General features: G+C 71.7%; 15 protein-coding genes and 1 tRNA gene. 9 read left to right on the top strand and 7 right to left on the bottom strand.

Translation table 11 applies throughout. The annotated features are described in order from the left end of the window. The first annotated feature begins 83 nt into the window (after positions 1-83). On the top strand, positions 84-758 hold the full coding sequence (locus ACFVXG_RS11405; protein ID WP_030288117.1) for a Crp/Fnr family transcriptional regulator: 675 nt from the start codon (positions 84-86) through the stop codon (positions 756-758). Positions 759-884: 126 nt separating this feature from the next. On the opposite strand, the gene ACFVXG_RS11400 is transcribed toward ACFVXG_RS11405, so the two are convergent. From ACFVXG_RS11400 to ACFVXG_RS11380, 5 genes are all read right to left on the bottom strand, one after another. Beyond that, positions 885-1718 carry an MBL fold metallo-hydrolase gene (locus tag ACFVXG_RS11400; RefSeq protein WP_387926458.1) on the bottom strand — a complete coding sequence of 278 codons (834 nt, stop codon included), beginning with the start codon at positions 1716-1718 and terminating at the stop codon, positions 885-887. 25 nt (positions 1719-1743) lie between these two features. Next, entirely contained in the window at positions 1744-1917 is a 174-nt protein-coding gene (locus ACFVXG_RS11395) for a hypothetical protein (RefSeq protein ID WP_387926457.1), read from the bottom strand. A gap of 70 nt (positions 1918-1987) precedes the next feature. Then, positions 1988-2857 (bottom strand): NUDIX hydrolase, encoded by an 870-nt coding sequence (locus tag ACFVXG_RS11390; protein ID WP_387926455.1) that lies wholly within the window; start codon positions 2855-2857, stop codon positions 1988-1990. 69 nt (positions 2858-2926) lie between these two features. Continuing rightward, a complete protein-coding gene (locus ACFVXG_RS11385; protein WP_387926453.1) occupies positions 2927-3394 on the bottom strand; it encodes a RidA family protein in 468 nt (155 codons plus the stop codon). Next, a complete protein-coding gene (locus ACFVXG_RS11380; RefSeq protein WP_094743074.1) occupies positions 3391-3549 on the bottom strand; it encodes a DUF4177 domain-containing protein in 159 nt (52 codons plus the stop codon). The genes ACFVXG_RS11385 and ACFVXG_RS11380 overlap by 4 nt, the downstream gene beginning before the upstream one ends. Before the next feature lie 294 nt (positions 3550-3843). On the opposite strand from ACFVXG_RS11380, the gene ACFVXG_RS11375 reads away from it, so the two are divergent. Together ACFVXG_RS11375 and ACFVXG_RS11370 are read left to right on the top strand one after the other, a co-directional pair. Beyond that, on the top strand, positions 3844-4917 hold the full coding sequence (locus tag ACFVXG_RS11375; RefSeq protein ID WP_387926451.1) for an ArsA-related P-loop ATPase: 1074 nt from the start codon (positions 3844-3846) through the stop codon (positions 4915-4917). Positions 4918-4991: 74 nt separating this feature from the next. Beyond that, positions 4992-6233 carry an ArsA family ATPase gene (locus ACFVXG_RS11370; protein ID WP_387926513.1) on the top strand — a complete coding sequence of 414 codons (1242 nt, stop codon included), beginning with the start codon at positions 4992-4994 and terminating at the stop codon, positions 6231-6233. A gap of 96 nt (positions 6234-6329) precedes the next feature. On the opposite strand, the gene ACFVXG_RS11365 is transcribed toward ACFVXG_RS11370, so the two are convergent. Continuing rightward, positions 6330-6653 (bottom strand): WhiB family transcriptional regulator, encoded by a 324-nt coding sequence (locus ACFVXG_RS11365; RefSeq protein WP_030240986.1) that lies wholly within the window; start codon positions 6651-6653, stop codon positions 6330-6332. Positions 6654-7157: 504 nt separating this feature from the next. Here ACFVXG_RS11365 and ACFVXG_RS11360 point away from each other — a divergent pair. Then, positions 7158-9419, top strand: a complete 2262-nt coding sequence (locus ACFVXG_RS11360; protein ID WP_387926449.1) for a transglycosylase domain-containing protein — start codon at positions 7158-7160, stop codon at positions 9417-9419. Between the two features lie 111 nt (positions 9420-9530). Here ACFVXG_RS11360 and ACFVXG_RS11355 read toward each other — a convergent pair whose 3' ends face one another. Next, positions 9531-9983: a GatB/YqeY domain-containing protein gene (locus ACFVXG_RS11355; protein ID WP_387926447.1), complete on the bottom strand. Its 453-nt coding sequence runs from the start codon at positions 9981-9983 to the stop codon at positions 9531-9533. Between the two features lie 122 nt (positions 9984-10105). On the opposite strand from ACFVXG_RS11355, the gene ACFVXG_RS11350 reads away from it, so the two are divergent. The 5 genes from ACFVXG_RS11350 to ACFVXG_RS11330 all read left to right on the top strand — a co-directional run bounded on the left by ACFVXG_RS11350 (position 10106) and on the right by ACFVXG_RS11330 (position 14257). Then, the gene (locus tag ACFVXG_RS11350) at positions 10106-10777 is read left to right on the top strand and encodes a CGNR zinc finger domain-containing protein (RefSeq protein WP_387926445.1); all 672 of its coding nucleotides are present in this window, start codon (positions 10106-10108) and stop codon (positions 10775-10777) included. A gap of 24 nt (positions 10778-10801) precedes the next feature. Further along, complete coding sequence (locus ACFVXG_RS11345) at positions 10802-11746, top strand: metallophosphoesterase (RefSeq protein ID WP_387926443.1); 945 nt, start codon at positions 10802-10804, stop codon at positions 11744-11746. Between the two features lie 100 nt (positions 11747-11846). Beyond that, positions 11847-11920: transfer RNA gene (locus ACFVXG_RS11340), tRNA-Pro, on the top strand. A gap of 302 nt (positions 11921-12222) precedes the next feature. Next, entirely contained in the window at positions 12223-13320 is a 1098-nt protein-coding gene (locus tag ACFVXG_RS11335) for a DNA cytosine methyltransferase (RefSeq protein ID WP_387926441.1), read from the top strand. A gap of 73 nt (positions 13321-13393) precedes the next feature. After that, complete coding sequence (locus tag ACFVXG_RS11330) at positions 13394-14257, top strand: NgoMIV family type II restriction endonuclease (RefSeq protein ID WP_387926439.1); 864 nt, start codon at positions 13394-13396, stop codon at positions 14255-14257. Positions 14258-14279 lie beyond the last annotated feature (22 nt).

Raw genomic sequence — 14279 nt, 5'->3', positions numbered from 1 at the left:
GCGCCATGCTTGGTGATGCAGAACACTGAACGGAACTTGCGCCGGACGGCCCACCCGCCGGACGGCCGAGAAGGAGGAAGCACGTGGACGACGTTCTGCGGCGCGCCGCACTCTTCGCGGCACTCGACGACGAACAGGCCGGCGAGCTGCGCGCTTCCATGACCGAGGTCACCCTCGCCCGTGGTGAGTCGCTGTTCCACGAGGGCGACCCGGGCGACCGGCTGTACGTCGTCGCCGAGGGCAAGGTCAAGCTGCACCGCGCCTCCCCGGACGGCCGCGAGAACATGCTGGCCGTGCTCGGCCCCAGCGAGATGATCGGCGAGCTGTCGCTGTTCGACCCGGGCCCGCGCACCGCCACCGCCAGCGCGCTGACCGAGGTCAAGCTGCTCGGCCTCGGCCACGGCGACCTGCAGCCCTGGCTGCACGCCCGCCCCGAGGTCTCCATCGCGCTGCTGCGGGCCATCGCCCGCCGTCTGCGCCGGACCAACGACGTGATGTCCGACCTGGTCTTCTCCGACGTGCCCGGCCGCGTCGCCAAGGCCCTGCTGGACCTCTCCCGCCGCTTCGGCGTGCAGTCCGAGGAGGGCATCCACGTCGCCCACGACCTCACCCAGGAGGAGCTGGCCCAGCTGGTCGGTGCCTCCCGCGAGACGGTCAACAAGGCGCTCGCCGACTTCGCCGGCCGCGGCTGGCTGAAGCTGGAGGCGCGCGCGGTGGTCCTGCTGGACGTCGAGCGGCTGTCCCGGCGCTCGCGCTGACGCCCGGAGCACCGCGAAGGGCCCGTCCGGATCGGACGGGCCCTTCGGCGTTCCCGGATCGGCGCGGCCGGCGCAGCTCCGGCTCGGCTGAGGCTCGGCGCGGCTCAGGACCGGCACGGCGCGGGATCAGCCCTGCTCCGGGATGAGCCCGTGCTCCTCCAGGTACTCCAGCTGGGCCCGCACCGACAGCTCGGCGGCCGGCCAGAGCGCCCGGTCCACGTCCGCGTAGACCCGGGCGACCACGTCGGCGGCGGTCTTGCAGCCCGCCTCGACCGCGGTCTCCACCTGGGCGAGCCGGGTGGCCCGGTGCGCCAGGTAGTAGTCGACGGCGCCGAGCGCGTCCGCGAGCACCGGGCCGTGGCCGGGCAGCACCGTCCGCACGCCGTGCGCGGAGGCCATCGTGTGCAGGTGGCGCAGCGAGTCCAGGTAGTCCCCGAGCCGGCCGTCCGGGTGGGCGACCATCGTGGTGCCGCGGCCGAGCACGGTGTCCCCGGTGAGGACCGCGCCGTCGTCCGGCAGGTGGAAGGTCAGCGAGTCCGAGGTGTGCCCGGGGGTGGCGACCACCCGCAGGTCGAGCCCGCCGACGTCCAGCCGCTGGCCGCCCACCAGACCCTCGGAACCCAACCGGTGCGCCGGGTCCAGGGCCCGCACCTCGGTGCCGGTCAGCTCGGCGAACCGGGCCGCGCCCTCGGAGTGGTCGGCGTGGCCGTGGGTCAGCAGGGTGAGCGCGATCCGCTTGCCGCGCTCCTCGGCGAGGTCGAGCACCCGGCGCAGGTGGCCCTCGTGCAGCGGGCCCGGGTCGATCACCACCGCGAGGTCCGAGCCGGGCTCGGAGAGCAGCCAGGTGTTGGTGCCGTCCAGCGTCATCGGCGACGGGTTCGGCGCCAGCACGCACAGCGCCCGGGCGGTGGCCTCGCCGCCGACCTCGGCGGCGGGGTCACCCGGCAGGACGCCGCTCATGCGCAGCTCCCGATGGTTCGCTCGCTCACCGGTCGCCCTCTGCCACGCGATGCAGGGCCCGCAGCGGCAGGACCCGGACGAGGGCGCGCTGGGCGACCTCGACGAACGGGACCGGGCTGTCACAGCCGGTGGAACGGGGGGTCACTCGGCGGGCGGGCAGCTCGCGGGCCGTCCGGCGAGCCACGTCGTTGTGGTCCATCGGTCGTCGGTCCTCTCTGGTCTGGTCGGCATCGTCGTGGGGTGACGCGTCGTGGGGTGACGCGGTGGGGTCAGGATTCCTCGGCGGGGAACTCCCCGTCGATGGTCAGTTCGTCGTACCCGGGCCAGCGGACCGTCATCCGGTCGCCGCGGACCTCGGCCCGGCCCAGCACCGGCTCCAGCACCCGGTCGGCGGCCGCGCCCAGCGCCTCGGCGGCGGTGCGCACCGACGACAGCTCGCGCAGCACCGTCACGGTCGGCGGCAGCATGCCGAACCGGCCCTCCGCGTAGCCCCGGACCGCCTCGGCGGGCGTCAGCCAGGCGACCCGGTCGGCCTCGCCGACCTCCAGCGCCGCGCGCTGGCCGGTCGGCAGGGCGGCGACGAAGAACCAGGTGTCGTAGCGCCGCTCCTCGAACTCCGGGGTGATCCAGCGGGCCCAGCCGCCCAGCAGGTCACTGCGCAGCACCAGGCCGTGGTCGCGCAGGAACTCGGCGAAGGACAGCTCGTGCGCCTCCAGCGCGGCCCGCTCCGCGGACCAGTCGCGCGGCGCTGCGACGCTGTCCGCGTCCGGCCCGGCCAGCAGCACGCCGGCCTCCTCGAAGGTCTCGCGCACGGCCGCGCAGACCACCGCCCGCGCCGTCCTGGCGTCCACGCCGAGCCGCTGCGCCCACTCGTCGGGCGACGGTCCGGCCCAGCCGGTCTCGACCTCGGCGTCCCGCGGGTCCACCCCGCCACCCGGGTAGGCGTACATCCCGGCCGCGAAGGCCATCGAGGTGCGGCGGCGCAGCAGGTAGGCCTCCGGCCCGTCGGCGCCGTCGCGCAGCAGCACGACCGTCGCGGCGGGTCTGGCCACCGCCGGGGTGAGCAGGCCGGAGTCGACCGCCCGGATCCGGGCGGGCCAGCCGGGCGGCATCGGGAGCGTCGTTGCTCGATGGTCCATGCCGGGATGCTAAGCGCACGAAGGCGGGGTTGGACAGGCCCGACCCCGCCTTCGCGATCACACTCGGGTTCAGGCGCTCTTGACGCGCACCTGGATCTCGACCTCGACGGGGGCGTCCAGCGGCAGCACCGCGACGCCGACCGCGCTGCGGGCGTGCACGCCGGCCTCGCCCAGCACCGTGCCGAGCAGCTCGCTGGCACCGTTGATCACGGCGGGCTGGCCGATGAAGTCGGGGGCGGAGGCGACGAAGCCGACGACCTTCACGACCTGCTCGACCAGGTCCAGGTCGCCGATCACCGACTTCACTGCGGCCAGGGCGTTCAGCGCGCAGGTCTGCGCGAGCTCCTTGGCCTCCTCCGGGGACACCTCGGCGCCGACCTTGCCGGTGCTCACCAGCTTGCCGCCGACGACCGGCAGCTGGCCGGAGGTGAACACGAACTCACCGGACCGCACGGCCGGCACGTAGGCGGCGACCGGGGCGGCCACCGGCGGCAGGGTCAGGCCCAGCTCGGCGAGCTTCGACTCGACCCGGCTCATGCGTTCTTCTCCCGCTTGAAGTAGGCCACCAGCTGCTCCGGGTTCGGGCCGGGCACGACCTGGACGAGCTCCCAGCCGTCCTCGCCGAAGTTGTCCAGGATCTGCTTGGTGGCGTGCACGAGCAGGGGTGCCGTCATGTATTCCCACTTGGTCATGGCCAGACTCTAGACGAGCCGTCCCGGCGATCGCCGCCGCCCGCCGCCCGGCGTGTGAGGTGGAGCACAAAGGGGGCATGATTCAGTCCTGGCACCCCGGGTGCTCCGGGCATCGGGCGCGCTCCCTGGTTACCCTCGCGAGAGGGCGTCCCCGTGAGGGGGCACCCGCACGGAGGGGCGCCCGTACGGAGCGGCACCCTCGTGGAGGGGCGCCCTCGTCCGTGAGCGGGCACCCTCGGCAGGGCACCCCGCGGGAGGGGCGCCCGTAGGGACGGAGACGGACGGAGACGCAGCGTGGCACGCACCCCCGGCCAGGCGGCCCGGCGCGACCCCGACTGGGAGGGGGTCCGACTGCACGTGGTCAGCGGCAAGGGCGGCACCGGGAAGACCACGCTGGCCGCCGCACTGGCCCTGGCCCTGGCCGCCGAGGGCGGACGGGTGCTGCTGATCGAGGTCGAGGGGCGGCAGGGCATCGCCGAACTGTTCGGGATCGCCGCCCTCCCGTACGAGGAGCGCCGGATCGCCTCGGTCTCTCGCCCCCAGCTGGGGCTGCCGGCCGGGGAGGGCGGGCCCGGCGAGGTGCTCGCGCTGGCGATCGACACCGAGCAGGCGCTGCTCGAGTACCTGGAGATGTTCTACAAGCTCGGCCGGGCCGGCAAGGCGCTGCAGAAGGTCGGCTTCGTCGACTTCGCCACCACCGTCGCCCCCGGCGTGCGGGACGTGCTGCTCACCGGCAAGGCCTGCGAGGCGGCCCGCCGCAAGGGCCCGGACGGGCGGCGGCGCTACGACGCGGTGGTGATGGACGCCCCGCCGACCGGGCGGATCACCAGGTTCCTGAACGTCAACTCCGAGGTCGCCGGGCTGGCCCGGATCGGCCCGATACACACCCAGGCGCAGGCCGTGATGCGGGTGCTGCGATCCCCCGAGACCGCCGTGCACCTGGTCACCCTGCTGGAGGAGATGCCGGTGCAGGAGACGGTCGACGGCATCGCGGAGCTGCGCGAGGCGAAGCTCCCGGTGGGCGGGGTGATGGTCAACATGGTCCGGCCCCCGCTGTTGGACGCGGCCGCGGTGGCCGCGGTGGACGGGGACCACCGCGAGGAGGTCGCCCTGGCCCTCGGCGAGGCCGGGCTGGGCGGCCGCTCGCGCAAGGCGGAGACGGTCCGGGCGGCGGTCGAGCCGCTGATCGACCCGCTGCTGGAGCAGGCCAGGGAGCACGCCGAGCGGGTCGAGCTGGAGCGCGAGCAGCGCGCCGACCTCCAGCAGCTGCGGCTCCCGACGTACGAACTCCCGCTGCTGGGCGAGGGCGTGGACCTCGGCGGGCTGTACCGGCTGGCGGGCGAACTGAAGCGGCAGGGGGCGGCGTGACTCCGGGGAACAGCGGCGGCGGCAGCAGCAGGAACAACGGGAACGGCACGGTTTCGGCGAACGGGGGCGGCGGGGTGCGGGGCACCGGCAGCCGGCTCGCGGTGGACGCGCTGATCGACGACCCGAAGACCAGGATCATCGTCTGCTGCGGCTCCGGCGGCGTCGGCAAGACCACCACCGCCGCGGCGATCGGCCTGCGGGCCGCCGAGCGCGGCCGCAAGGTCGTGGTGCTGACCATCGACCCGGCCCGACGGCTGGCCCAGTCGATGGGCCTGACCGAGCTGGACAACACCCCCCGGCCGGTCAAGGGCGTCGCCGCCATGGCGGGGGCCCCGCTCCACGAGTCGGACGAGGGCACCGAGGGTGGCGAGGGTGGCGACGGGCAGTCGGCGGGCGAGGGGCGGCGGGCGGGCGAGCTCCACGCCATGATGCTCGACATGAAGCGGACCTTCGACGAGGTCGTGCTGGCCCACGCCGAGCCCGAACGGGCCAAGGCGATCATGGAGAACCCGTTCTACCAGTCCCTGTCGGCCGGCTTCGCCGGCACCCAGGAGTACATGGCGATGGAGAAGCTCGGGCAGCTGCGCGCCGCCGAGGAATGGGACCTCATCGTCGTGGACACCCCGCCGTCCCGCTCGGCGCTGGACTTCCTGGACGCCCCCAACCGGCTCGGGTCCTTCCTGGACGGCCGGGTGATCCGGATCCTGACCGCGCCGGCCAAGGTCGGCGGCCGCAGCGCGATGAGGTTCCTGAACGCCGGCATGGGCCTGCTCACCGGCACCCTGGGCAAGATCTTCGGCGCCCAGCTGCTCACCGACGTACAGACCTTCGTCAGCGCGATGGACTCGATGTTCGGCGGCTTCCGCGAGCGCGCCGACCGCACCTACCAGCTGCTCAAGGCGCCGGGCACGGCGTTCCTGGTGGTGGCGGCGCCGGAACGGGACGCGCTGCGCGAGGCGGCGTACTTCGTGGACCGGCTCGCCGCGGACCGGATGCCGCTGGCCGGGCTGGTGCTCAACCGGGTGCACAGCACGGGCGCGCCGCAGCTCACCGCGGAGCGGGCGCTGGCGGCCGCCGAGGCCCTGGAGGAGAACGGCTCGGAGCACGCCTCGCCGGAGGCGGAGCTGCTCGCGGCCGGACTGCTGCGGCTGCACGCCGAGCGGATGCAGATCATGGGGCGCGAACGGCGCACTCGGGACCGCTTCGTCTCGGTGTACCCGGACGTGCCGATCGTGGAGGTGGCCGCGCTGCCGGGCGACGTGCACGACCTGGACGGGCTGCGGGCCATCGGGGGCCGGCTCAGCGGCGCGGCGTAGCCCGGGCTCGCGGCATGTCCGTGCGGGCCTGGCCTGACCGACGGTGTGGTCCGGGCCGGAACGGGGGGAGCCCCGGACCGCGAAGTGCGGCCGGGGTCAGCCCGCCTGGGCGTAGTCCGTCAGTATCACGCCGGTCGCGAGGGACTCCTCGTACTCGGTGCGGGCGGTCTCCAGCAGCCTCCGCCACGAGATGACCGTCGGGCGGCGGCGCAGCAGCGCCCGGCGCTCGCGCTCCGTCATCCCGCCCCACACCCCGAACTCCACCCGGTTGTCCAGCGCGTCCGCGAGGCACTCCGTCCGGACGGGGCACCCGCTGCACACCGCCTTCGCCCGGTTCTGTGCCGCCCCCTGGACGAACAGTTCGTCCGGATCACTCGTGCGGCAGGCGGCCTGCGCACTCCAGTCGTCAACCCAGCCCATGCCGGCGCCGTCCTCTCCCGATGATTCGAGGCTCCCCCACGGCGGCAACGGCATATTCACCGTTGCCAGTTGAGGACGTTACGGAAGAAGGACTGCTTGCAACAGCCCCTTCGGGCTCAATCTCGAATGACCCGATTGGACTATGGGTATCGGTCATCTCACTCGTTGGAGTGATCGCAGGTCGCGGCACTTGCCAGCCGCGAGGCCCCAACTCTCGCCGCAGGAGCGGTCACGGAGTGCAACCATTCACTCGAACACAGCAGGCCCCAGCCGGCTCAAAAACCGGACAAGGGTGGGCAATTCGGGCAACTCTCCGCACTCACAAGAGTGAGTGATGTTGACGCACCGAAGCTGTCGCAAGCTTGTGACAAGCCTAGGCGAACACCTGCCCCTATGTACGGGAATCGGGGACGTAGGGTTCTCTCCATGGCACCGAAGCGCCCACAGGCACCCCAGCCCCCAGGCAACCCCGGAGCTCCGCGCCGCAAGAGCAGCGGATCACCGATGGACCACGTCGGCAACGGCGTGAAGTTCCTGGGCGTCAGCGTGCTCTCCGGAGTCCTGCTGGCAGGCCTCGCCCTGCCCGCCGTCGGTGCCATGGGCCTGACCGCCAAGGACACGGCGGAGAGCTTCCAGAACATCCCCGACGACTTCAAGACGCCGCCGCTCACCCAGGCCACCCAGATCTTCGACGCCAAGGGCGGCCTGATCGCCAAGGTCTACGAGCGCGACCGCACCGTCCTCACCGCCGACCAGATGTCGCCCTTCATGCGGCACGCCCAGGTCGACATCGAGGACGCCCGCTTCTACGAGCACGGCGCCGTCGACCTCAAGGGCATCCTGCGCGCGGTCGGCAAGAACGCGGAGAGCGGCACCGCCTCCCAGGGCGCCTCGACGCTGACCCAGCAGTACGTCAAGAACGTCAACGTGGAGAAGGCCGGCGACGACCAGGCCGCCGTCCTGGAGGCGCAGCGCAAGACCCTGGGCCGCAAGATCCAGGAGCTCAAGGTCGCCATCAAGCTGGAGGAGGACCTGACCAAGGATCAGATCCTCACCAACTACCTCAACATCACCTTCTACGGCCACCAGGCCTACGGGGTCGAGGCCGCCTCCCAGCGCTACTTCAGCAAGAGCAACAAGGACCTGACCGTCGCCGAGGCCGCCACCCTCGCCGGCCTGGTCCAGAACCCGTCGCAGTACGACCCGGTGCGCTACCCCGACAACGCGGTCAAGCGCCGCAACGTCGTCATCGACAAGATGCTGGAGAGCAAGCACATCACCGCCGACCAGGCGAAGGAGGCGAAGGCCGCCCCGCTGGGTCTGAAGTACAAGGACCCGCAGAACGGCTGCATCACCGCCCAGGCCGGCATGGGCTTCTTCTGCGACTACGTCCGCCACGTGGTCAAGCAGGACCCGGCCTTCGGCAAGAACGCCGACGACCGGAAGAAGCTGTGGGACACCGGCGGTCTGAACATCTACACCACGCTGGACCCGGACAAGCAGGCCGCCGCCCAGAACGCCGTCACCAAGAAGGTCAACGTGACCGACTCGGTGTCGGCCGCGGCGACCATGATGGAGCCCGGCAGCGGCAAGATCCTGGCGATGGCCCAGACCCGCCCGTACGGCCTGGACCCGAACAAGAACCAGACCGTCGTCAACCTCAACGTCGACGCCTCGATGGGCGGCGGCAACGGCTTCCAGACCGGTTCGACCTTCAAGCCGATCCTCGCCGCGGCGGCGCTGGAGGCGGGCATGTCGAACACCCAGGCGTTCCCGTCCGAGAACAAGATCGACTACCCCCAGATGTCGACCTGCAACGGCACCTGGAAGAACACCGACAAGCCCAAGGCCACGGTGAAGAACGAGTCGGCCGGTGAGGTCGGCCCGTACGAGCTCAAGCAGGCCATGGCGCTCTCGGTCAACACGTACTTCGTGGAGATGGAGCAGCAGGTCGGCCTCTGCGCGATGAAGCAGATGGCCAACAAGGTGGGCATCACCCAGTCCGCGAAGGGCGACCAGTTCCAGGAGGTGCCCTCGATGGTCCTCGGCACCCTGGAGCTCTCCCCGCTGACCATGGCGAACGTCTACGCGACCTTCGCCGCGCGCGGCAAGTACTGCACCCCGGTCGCGATCAACAAGATCACCACGGTGGACGGCAAGGAACTCAAGGTCCCGCAGTCCCAGTGCAACCAGGTCTTCTCCGAGCAGACCGCGGACTCGGTCAACACCGTCCTGCTCAACGTGACCGAGAAGGGCACCGCGGCCGCCCTCGGCCTCGACGACGGCCGCAAGATCGCCGGCAAGACCGGTACCACCGACGAGAAGAAGGCCGCCTGGTTCGACGGCTACACCCCGTCGCTGGCCACCGCGGTCTGGCTCGGCGGCCCCGCCGGCGGCGTCAAGATGAAGAACATCAACATCGGCGGCAAGCACTTCGACGAGGTGTTCGGCGCCGACGGCCCCGGCCCGATCTGGCAGATGGCCATGAACCAGGCGCTCAAGGGCACGCCGCTGGAGCCCATCCAGACCACCAACATCCCGGACCCCCAGCCGGCCACCCCGCCGCCGGGCACCGCCCCGACGACCGACCCGAACGCCCCGCAGCAGCCGGGTCAGAACCCGCCGCCACCGCCCGCACCGGGCAACGGCGGAGCCGGTGGTCCCGGTGGGGTGATAGGAGGAGGGTTCACCCTCCCGCCCGGCATGATCGGCGGCGGCGGGAACGGGAACGGCAACGGCGGCAAGCACGGCGGCGGCAACGGCTGACCGGCCCACCACCGTACGAACGGCGAAGGGGCGCCCTCCGGAACTTCCGGGGGGCGCCCCTTCGGCGTGTCTGCTCGGCGTGTCCACTCGGCCCATCGGCCGAACCGCTGCTCAGAGCAGGGCGGCCTTCACCGCGGCAGCCACCCGGCCGCCCTCGGCCAGGCCGTCCACCTTCGGCTTCACCAGCTTCATCACGGCGCCCATCGCCTGCGGGCCGCTCGCCCCGCTCTCGGCCACGGCGGCGGCCACGATCTCGGCCAGCTCCCCGTCCGAGAGCTGCTTCGGCAGGTACTCCGCCAGCACCACGCCCTCGGCGCGCTCGCGCGCGGCCTGCTCGACCCGGCCGGCCTTGTCGAAGGCCTCGGCCGCCTCGCGGCGCTTCTTCGCCTCGCGGGCGATCACCCGCTGCACCTCGTCGTCGGACAGCTCGCGCTTCTCGGCACCCGCCACCTCCTCGCTGGTGACAGCGGACAGCGTGAGCCGGATGGTGGACGAGCGGAGCTCGTCCCGGTCCTTGATGGCAGCCGTGAGGTCCTCGTGCAACTGCGCCTTGAGCGTCGTCATGGCCCCGAGTCTCCCACCTGGGGCGTTCCGTCGCTTGCCATTAACGGTCGGGGCCCGGTCGACCTCCGGGGTGGCACCCCCCGCCACCTCCCGTACCCGCTGTAACCGCCTACCCTGGTTACATGACCGACGGAGACGGCGCACCGGAACACCCGACCGGCCTGGTCCTCACCACCCCCGGCGGCACGAGCTTCCACTTCGACCCCGGCGCCCTCTGCCTCGAACTGCTCACCACCGGCGGCCCCGGCGCCCACACCCGGTACGAGGTGCTGCACCGCCCGTCCGACCTCACCGACTGGCTCGCACGGTCCCGGCTGCGCCTGCCCGCCGGCACCGTACGGATCACCGACGACCAGCTCACCGCCGCCCGCACCCTGCGCGACGCCCTCTGGCACCTCGCCGCCGCCCTCGCCCACGGGCGGACCGGCGACCCGGCGGACCGCGCCACCCTCAACCGGGCCGCCGCCCACCCCCCGCTCGTCCCCCGGATCGCCCCGGACGGCACCGCCGCCGCCCCGCTGCCCGCCGACGGGGCCCAACTCGTCTCCACCCTCGCCCGGGACGCCATCGCCCTGCTCACCGGCCCGCACGCCGACCGGATCCGGGAATGCCGGGCGCACGACTGCCAGCTGCTCTTCGTCGACACCTCCCGGCCCGGACGGCGGCGCTGGTGCTCGATGGAACGCTGCGGCAACCGCAACAAGGTCCGCGCCCTGCGCGCCCGGCGGGACACCGATCCGGTGCAGGGAGCGGAAGCCGTGTCCGGACCGCCCCACCGGACGTTCACCAGCTGATCCACCGTCTGAGAGCATGGGCTGATGCGACCGCTGTACTCCGTCCCCCTCGGTGTCGCCGCCGCCGGCGCCGCCTGCCTCGCCTACTCCGTCGGGTACGAGGTCCGTGCCTTCCGGCTCCGCCGCGTCGAGGTCCCCGTCCTGCCCCACGGCGCCAAGCCCCTCCGGATCCTCCAGGTGTCCGACATCCACATGGTGAGCGGACAGGGCAAGAAGCAGCGCTGGCTGCAGAGCCTCGCCGGCCTGCGCCCCGACCTCGTGGTCAACACCGGCGACAACCTCTCCGACCCGCTCGGCGTCCCCGCCACCCTCGACGCCCTCGGGCCGCTGATGGACTTCCCCGGCGTCTACGTCTTCGGCTCCAACGACTACTACGGCCCGGCCCGTAAGAACCCCGCCCGCTACCTCCAGGCCATGCGCAGCGGCGTCCACGGCATGAACAACCCCGACGGCACCGGCAACCGCGGCATCAGCGGCGCCGTGCACAACCCCTGGGAGAAGCTCCGCGACGGCTTCGACGCGGCCGGCTGGCTCGACCTGACCAACACCCGCGGCCGCCTCACCGTCAACGGCCTCGACCTCGAGTTCACCGGCCTCGACGACCCCCACATCCGCCGCGACCGCTACGCCGCCGTCGCCGGCGGCCCCTCCGCCGACGCCGACCTCTCCCTCGCCGTCGTGCACGCCCCCTACCTGCGCGTCCTCGACGCCTTCACCGCCGACCGCTACCCCCTGATCCTCGCCGGCCACACCCACGGCGGCCAGCTCTGCATCCCCTTCTACGGCGCCCTCGTCACCAACTGCGACCTCGACACCCGCCGGGTCAAGGGCCTCTCCACCCACAAGGCCGGCGGCCACCGCTCCTACCTCCACGTCTCGGCCGGCTGCGGCACCAACCGCTACACCCCGATCCGCTTCGCCTGCCCCCCGGAAGCCACCCTCCTCACCCTCACCCCCGCCCCCCGCTGACCCCGACCGGACGCCCGCCCGAAACCGGATTTCGTGTCTCGGCGAGCGTCCGGTAGAGTTCTACTCGTCGCGAAGGAGACGGAGCGACAAACAGAAGGACCGGGGTGTGGCGCAGCTTGGTAGCGCGCTTCGTTCGGGACGAAGAGGCCGTGGGTTCAAATCCCGCCACCCCGACCCAGTAACACCAGCTCAGGGCCGGTGTCCCGCAAGGGACACCGGCCCTGACTGGTTGTCGGGCATTTTCGGGAAGACATCGGCCCCGACCTCGGACCGGTCATCGGCGGAGGACCCGAGCCACCGACCGGCGGTGACCTGCGCAGGGGCGTTCGACCCCCGGCACCACGCCACGGCGCACAACCTACGTTGTCAGTGCATCGAGGTACGCTGCATGGTCGCCAGCAAGCGGCCGTCAAAGCGGGCAACCAGGCTCATCGAGCCACGTACCGTCGCCCCGTTACGACAATCAGGAGAACCAAGTGCAGCCCACCAAGATCGTGGATCTGTTCGCCGGCCCCGGGGGGCTCGACGTGGCGGCAGACAAGCTCGGCATCCCCACGGTGGGCATCGAGTGGGACTCCGCCGCGTGCACCACACGCCGAGCCGCCGGGCTGGAGACGTGGGAGGGCGACGTCCGCATGTTCGGACCGTCGAACTGCCCCGAAGCCGACGTGCTGGCCGGAGGTCCTCCCTGTCAGACCTTCACCGTCGCGGGCTCGGGCGCGGGGCGCCGCGCCCTCGACCAGGTGCTGGAGTTCGTCAAGCGACTCATCGCCCGAGAGGACCGCGAAGAGATCCAGAAGGACCTGGCCAAGCTCGACGACGAGCGGACAGGTCTGGTGTTGCAACCCCTCATGTGGGCCCTCGACGCCATCGACTCCCCCGACCGAAAGCCCTACAAGGCGATCGTCCTCGAACAGGTGCCGGCCGTGCTTCCGGTGTGGGCGGCGTACAAGGAAGCATTCGAGGGCGAGGGCTACCAGGCCGACTGCGGCATCCTGCACACCGAGGCGTTCGGCGTCCCGCAGACCCGCCGCCGGGCCGTGTTGATCGCCCGGTACGGCGCCGACCCGGTCAAGCTCCCCGCCCCCACCCATCGCGTCTACCGCAAGGGGGTGGAGCGCGACAGGGGAGAGGAGAATCTCCTGGAGTGGCGGACCATGGAAGAAGTGATCGTCCGCGAGACCGAGTTCGAAGTGATCTCCAACTACGGCACCGGCGGCGATCCCAAGGCCCGCGGCCGACGCCGCTCGACCGAGCCGTCGGCCACGGTCACGGGCAAGATCTTCCGCAATCGAGTGGTCGGCCCCGGCGACACGGAGCTCGAGCGTTTCACCTACTCCGAGGCCGGTCGTCTGCAGACGTTCCCGACCGACTACCCCTGGCGCGGCCGCGATGTCGGTCAGCAGATCGGCAACGCGGTTCCTCCCCGCCTCGCCATGCACGTCCTGTGCGCCGCCTTCGGGTGGGACGCGCCGTCCGACGCCATGCTGCGGAAACTCGACTCCTGGGGTGCGCGGGGCACCGACGAAACGGACGCCGACAACCCGACGGACGGGGAACGGCAGAACTCCTGATCGGAGGCCGGAGAAGCAGCCATCGGCGGGCGTCCGCGTCGCGCACGGCCATCGACGATCCGAGGGGGGAACGATGCCCGCATCCTTTGTCACCGACCTGTGCGGATACCGGAACGGCAAACCGAACACCAGTGACAGCAGCAAGGCCGATTCCGTCGAATTGGGCCGGATCTTCTTCGAGCGCCTCGGAGTGCCCGAGGAGAAGCACGCGGAGAAGAACGACCACACCTGGAGCCTGGCCATGGTCGCCGATCTGCAGGGAAAGCTGAAGGAGGTTGCTCAGCACCTCACCGTCGAACGGGAGCGGCACGCCCACGAGTTCGAACAGTACGCGCACCTCGGCGCCATCCAACGGCTGGCCGACGATGACTCGCTGCCGCTCGACAACGCCGTGAGGAATCTGCAGAACCACCTGCCGACGGCCGAGGAGGGCGGGGAGGAAACGTCCGTTCTGGTGGAGGCCCTGCTCAAGGCCCTCGACGAATCCCGGGCCAGGCGTCGTCCGTTGCTCGATGCCCTCGGTGACGAGTCACTGCCGAAGCTGGACATATCCGTCCACCGCGCGCTGGACGGGGCGGCGATCGACAGGCCCCACCTCGTAGCGGGATTCTCACTGAAGTGGTCGCTCAGGACCGACCGGCTGCAGGACCCTCGCACCCATGGCGCCAAGATGGCCACCCTGCGCCGAGGCCGCATGCCGCACTTCGCGGCCGTCACGATGGAGCCCCGTCCGTACTTCCTGGCACGGCTCGGGCAGGGCACGGGGGATCTCGACTGTGTCTATCACCTCCATCTCCCGGCCCTCACCGCCGCAGTGGACGAGTACTACTCCGCGACGAAGAGCCGTCTGAAGACCCGCGACACCTTCCACCGCATGGTGGAACAACGCCGCTTGCGTGACTACGACGACCTCGTCGCCTACCTGGGAACGCTCTGAACATCCGGCGGAACCCGCCTCC

Source organism: Kitasatospora sp. NPDC058162 (assembly GCF_042884005.1).
GTDB lineage: Bacteria > Actinomycetota > Actinomycetes > Streptomycetales > Streptomycetaceae > Kitasatospora.
Note: the sequence above shows the minus strand (reverse complement) of the source record. Positions and strands in the feature narration are given on the sequence as shown.

What these genes read in the sequence shown, in the direction of transcription:
- ACFVXG_RS11395 (WP_387926457.1), bottom strand. Translation starts at nt 1,917, where the DNA reads ATGGACCACAACGACGTGGCTCGCCGGACGGCCCGCGAGCTGCCCGCC.
- ACFVXG_RS11355 (WP_387926447.1), bottom strand. Translation starts at nt 9,983, where the DNA reads ATGACGACGCTCAAGGCGCAGTTGCACGAGGACCTCACGGCTGCCATC.
- ACFVXG_RS11330 (WP_387926439.1), top strand. Translation starts at nt 13,394, where the DNA reads ATGCCCGCATCCTTTGTCACCGACCTGTGCGGATACCGGAACGGCAAA.
- ACFVXG_RS11390 (WP_387926455.1), bottom strand. Translation starts at nt 2,857, where the DNA reads ATGGACCATCGAGCAACGACGCTCCCGATGCCGCCCGGCTGGCCCGCC.
- ACFVXG_RS11365 (WP_030240986.1), bottom strand. Translation starts at nt 6,653, where the DNA reads ATGGGCTGGGTTGACGACTGGAGTGCGCAGGCCGCCTGCCGCACGAGT.
- ACFVXG_RS11400 (WP_387926458.1), bottom strand. Translation starts at nt 1,718, where the DNA reads ATGAGCGGCGTCCTGCCGGGTGACCCCGCCGCCGAGGTCGGCGGCGAG.
- ACFVXG_RS11360 (WP_387926449.1), top strand. Translation starts at nt 7,158, where the DNA reads ATGGACCACGTCGGCAACGGCGTGAAGTTCCTGGGCGTCAGCGTGCTC.
- ACFVXG_RS11350 (WP_387926445.1), top strand. Translation starts at nt 10,106, where the DNA reads ATGACCGACGGAGACGGCGCACCGGAACACCCGACCGGCCTGGTCCTC.
- ACFVXG_RS11345 (WP_387926443.1), top strand. Translation starts at nt 10,802, where the DNA reads ATGCGACCGCTGTACTCCGTCCCCCTCGGTGTCGCCGCCGCCGGCGCC.
- ACFVXG_RS11380 (WP_094743074.1), bottom strand. Translation starts at nt 3,549, where the DNA reads ATGACCAAGTGGGAATACATGACGGCACCCCTGCTCGTGCACGCCACC.
- ACFVXG_RS11385 (WP_387926453.1), bottom strand. Translation starts at nt 3,394, where the DNA reads ATGAGCCGGGTCGAGTCGAAGCTCGCCGAGCTGGGCCTGACCCTGCCG.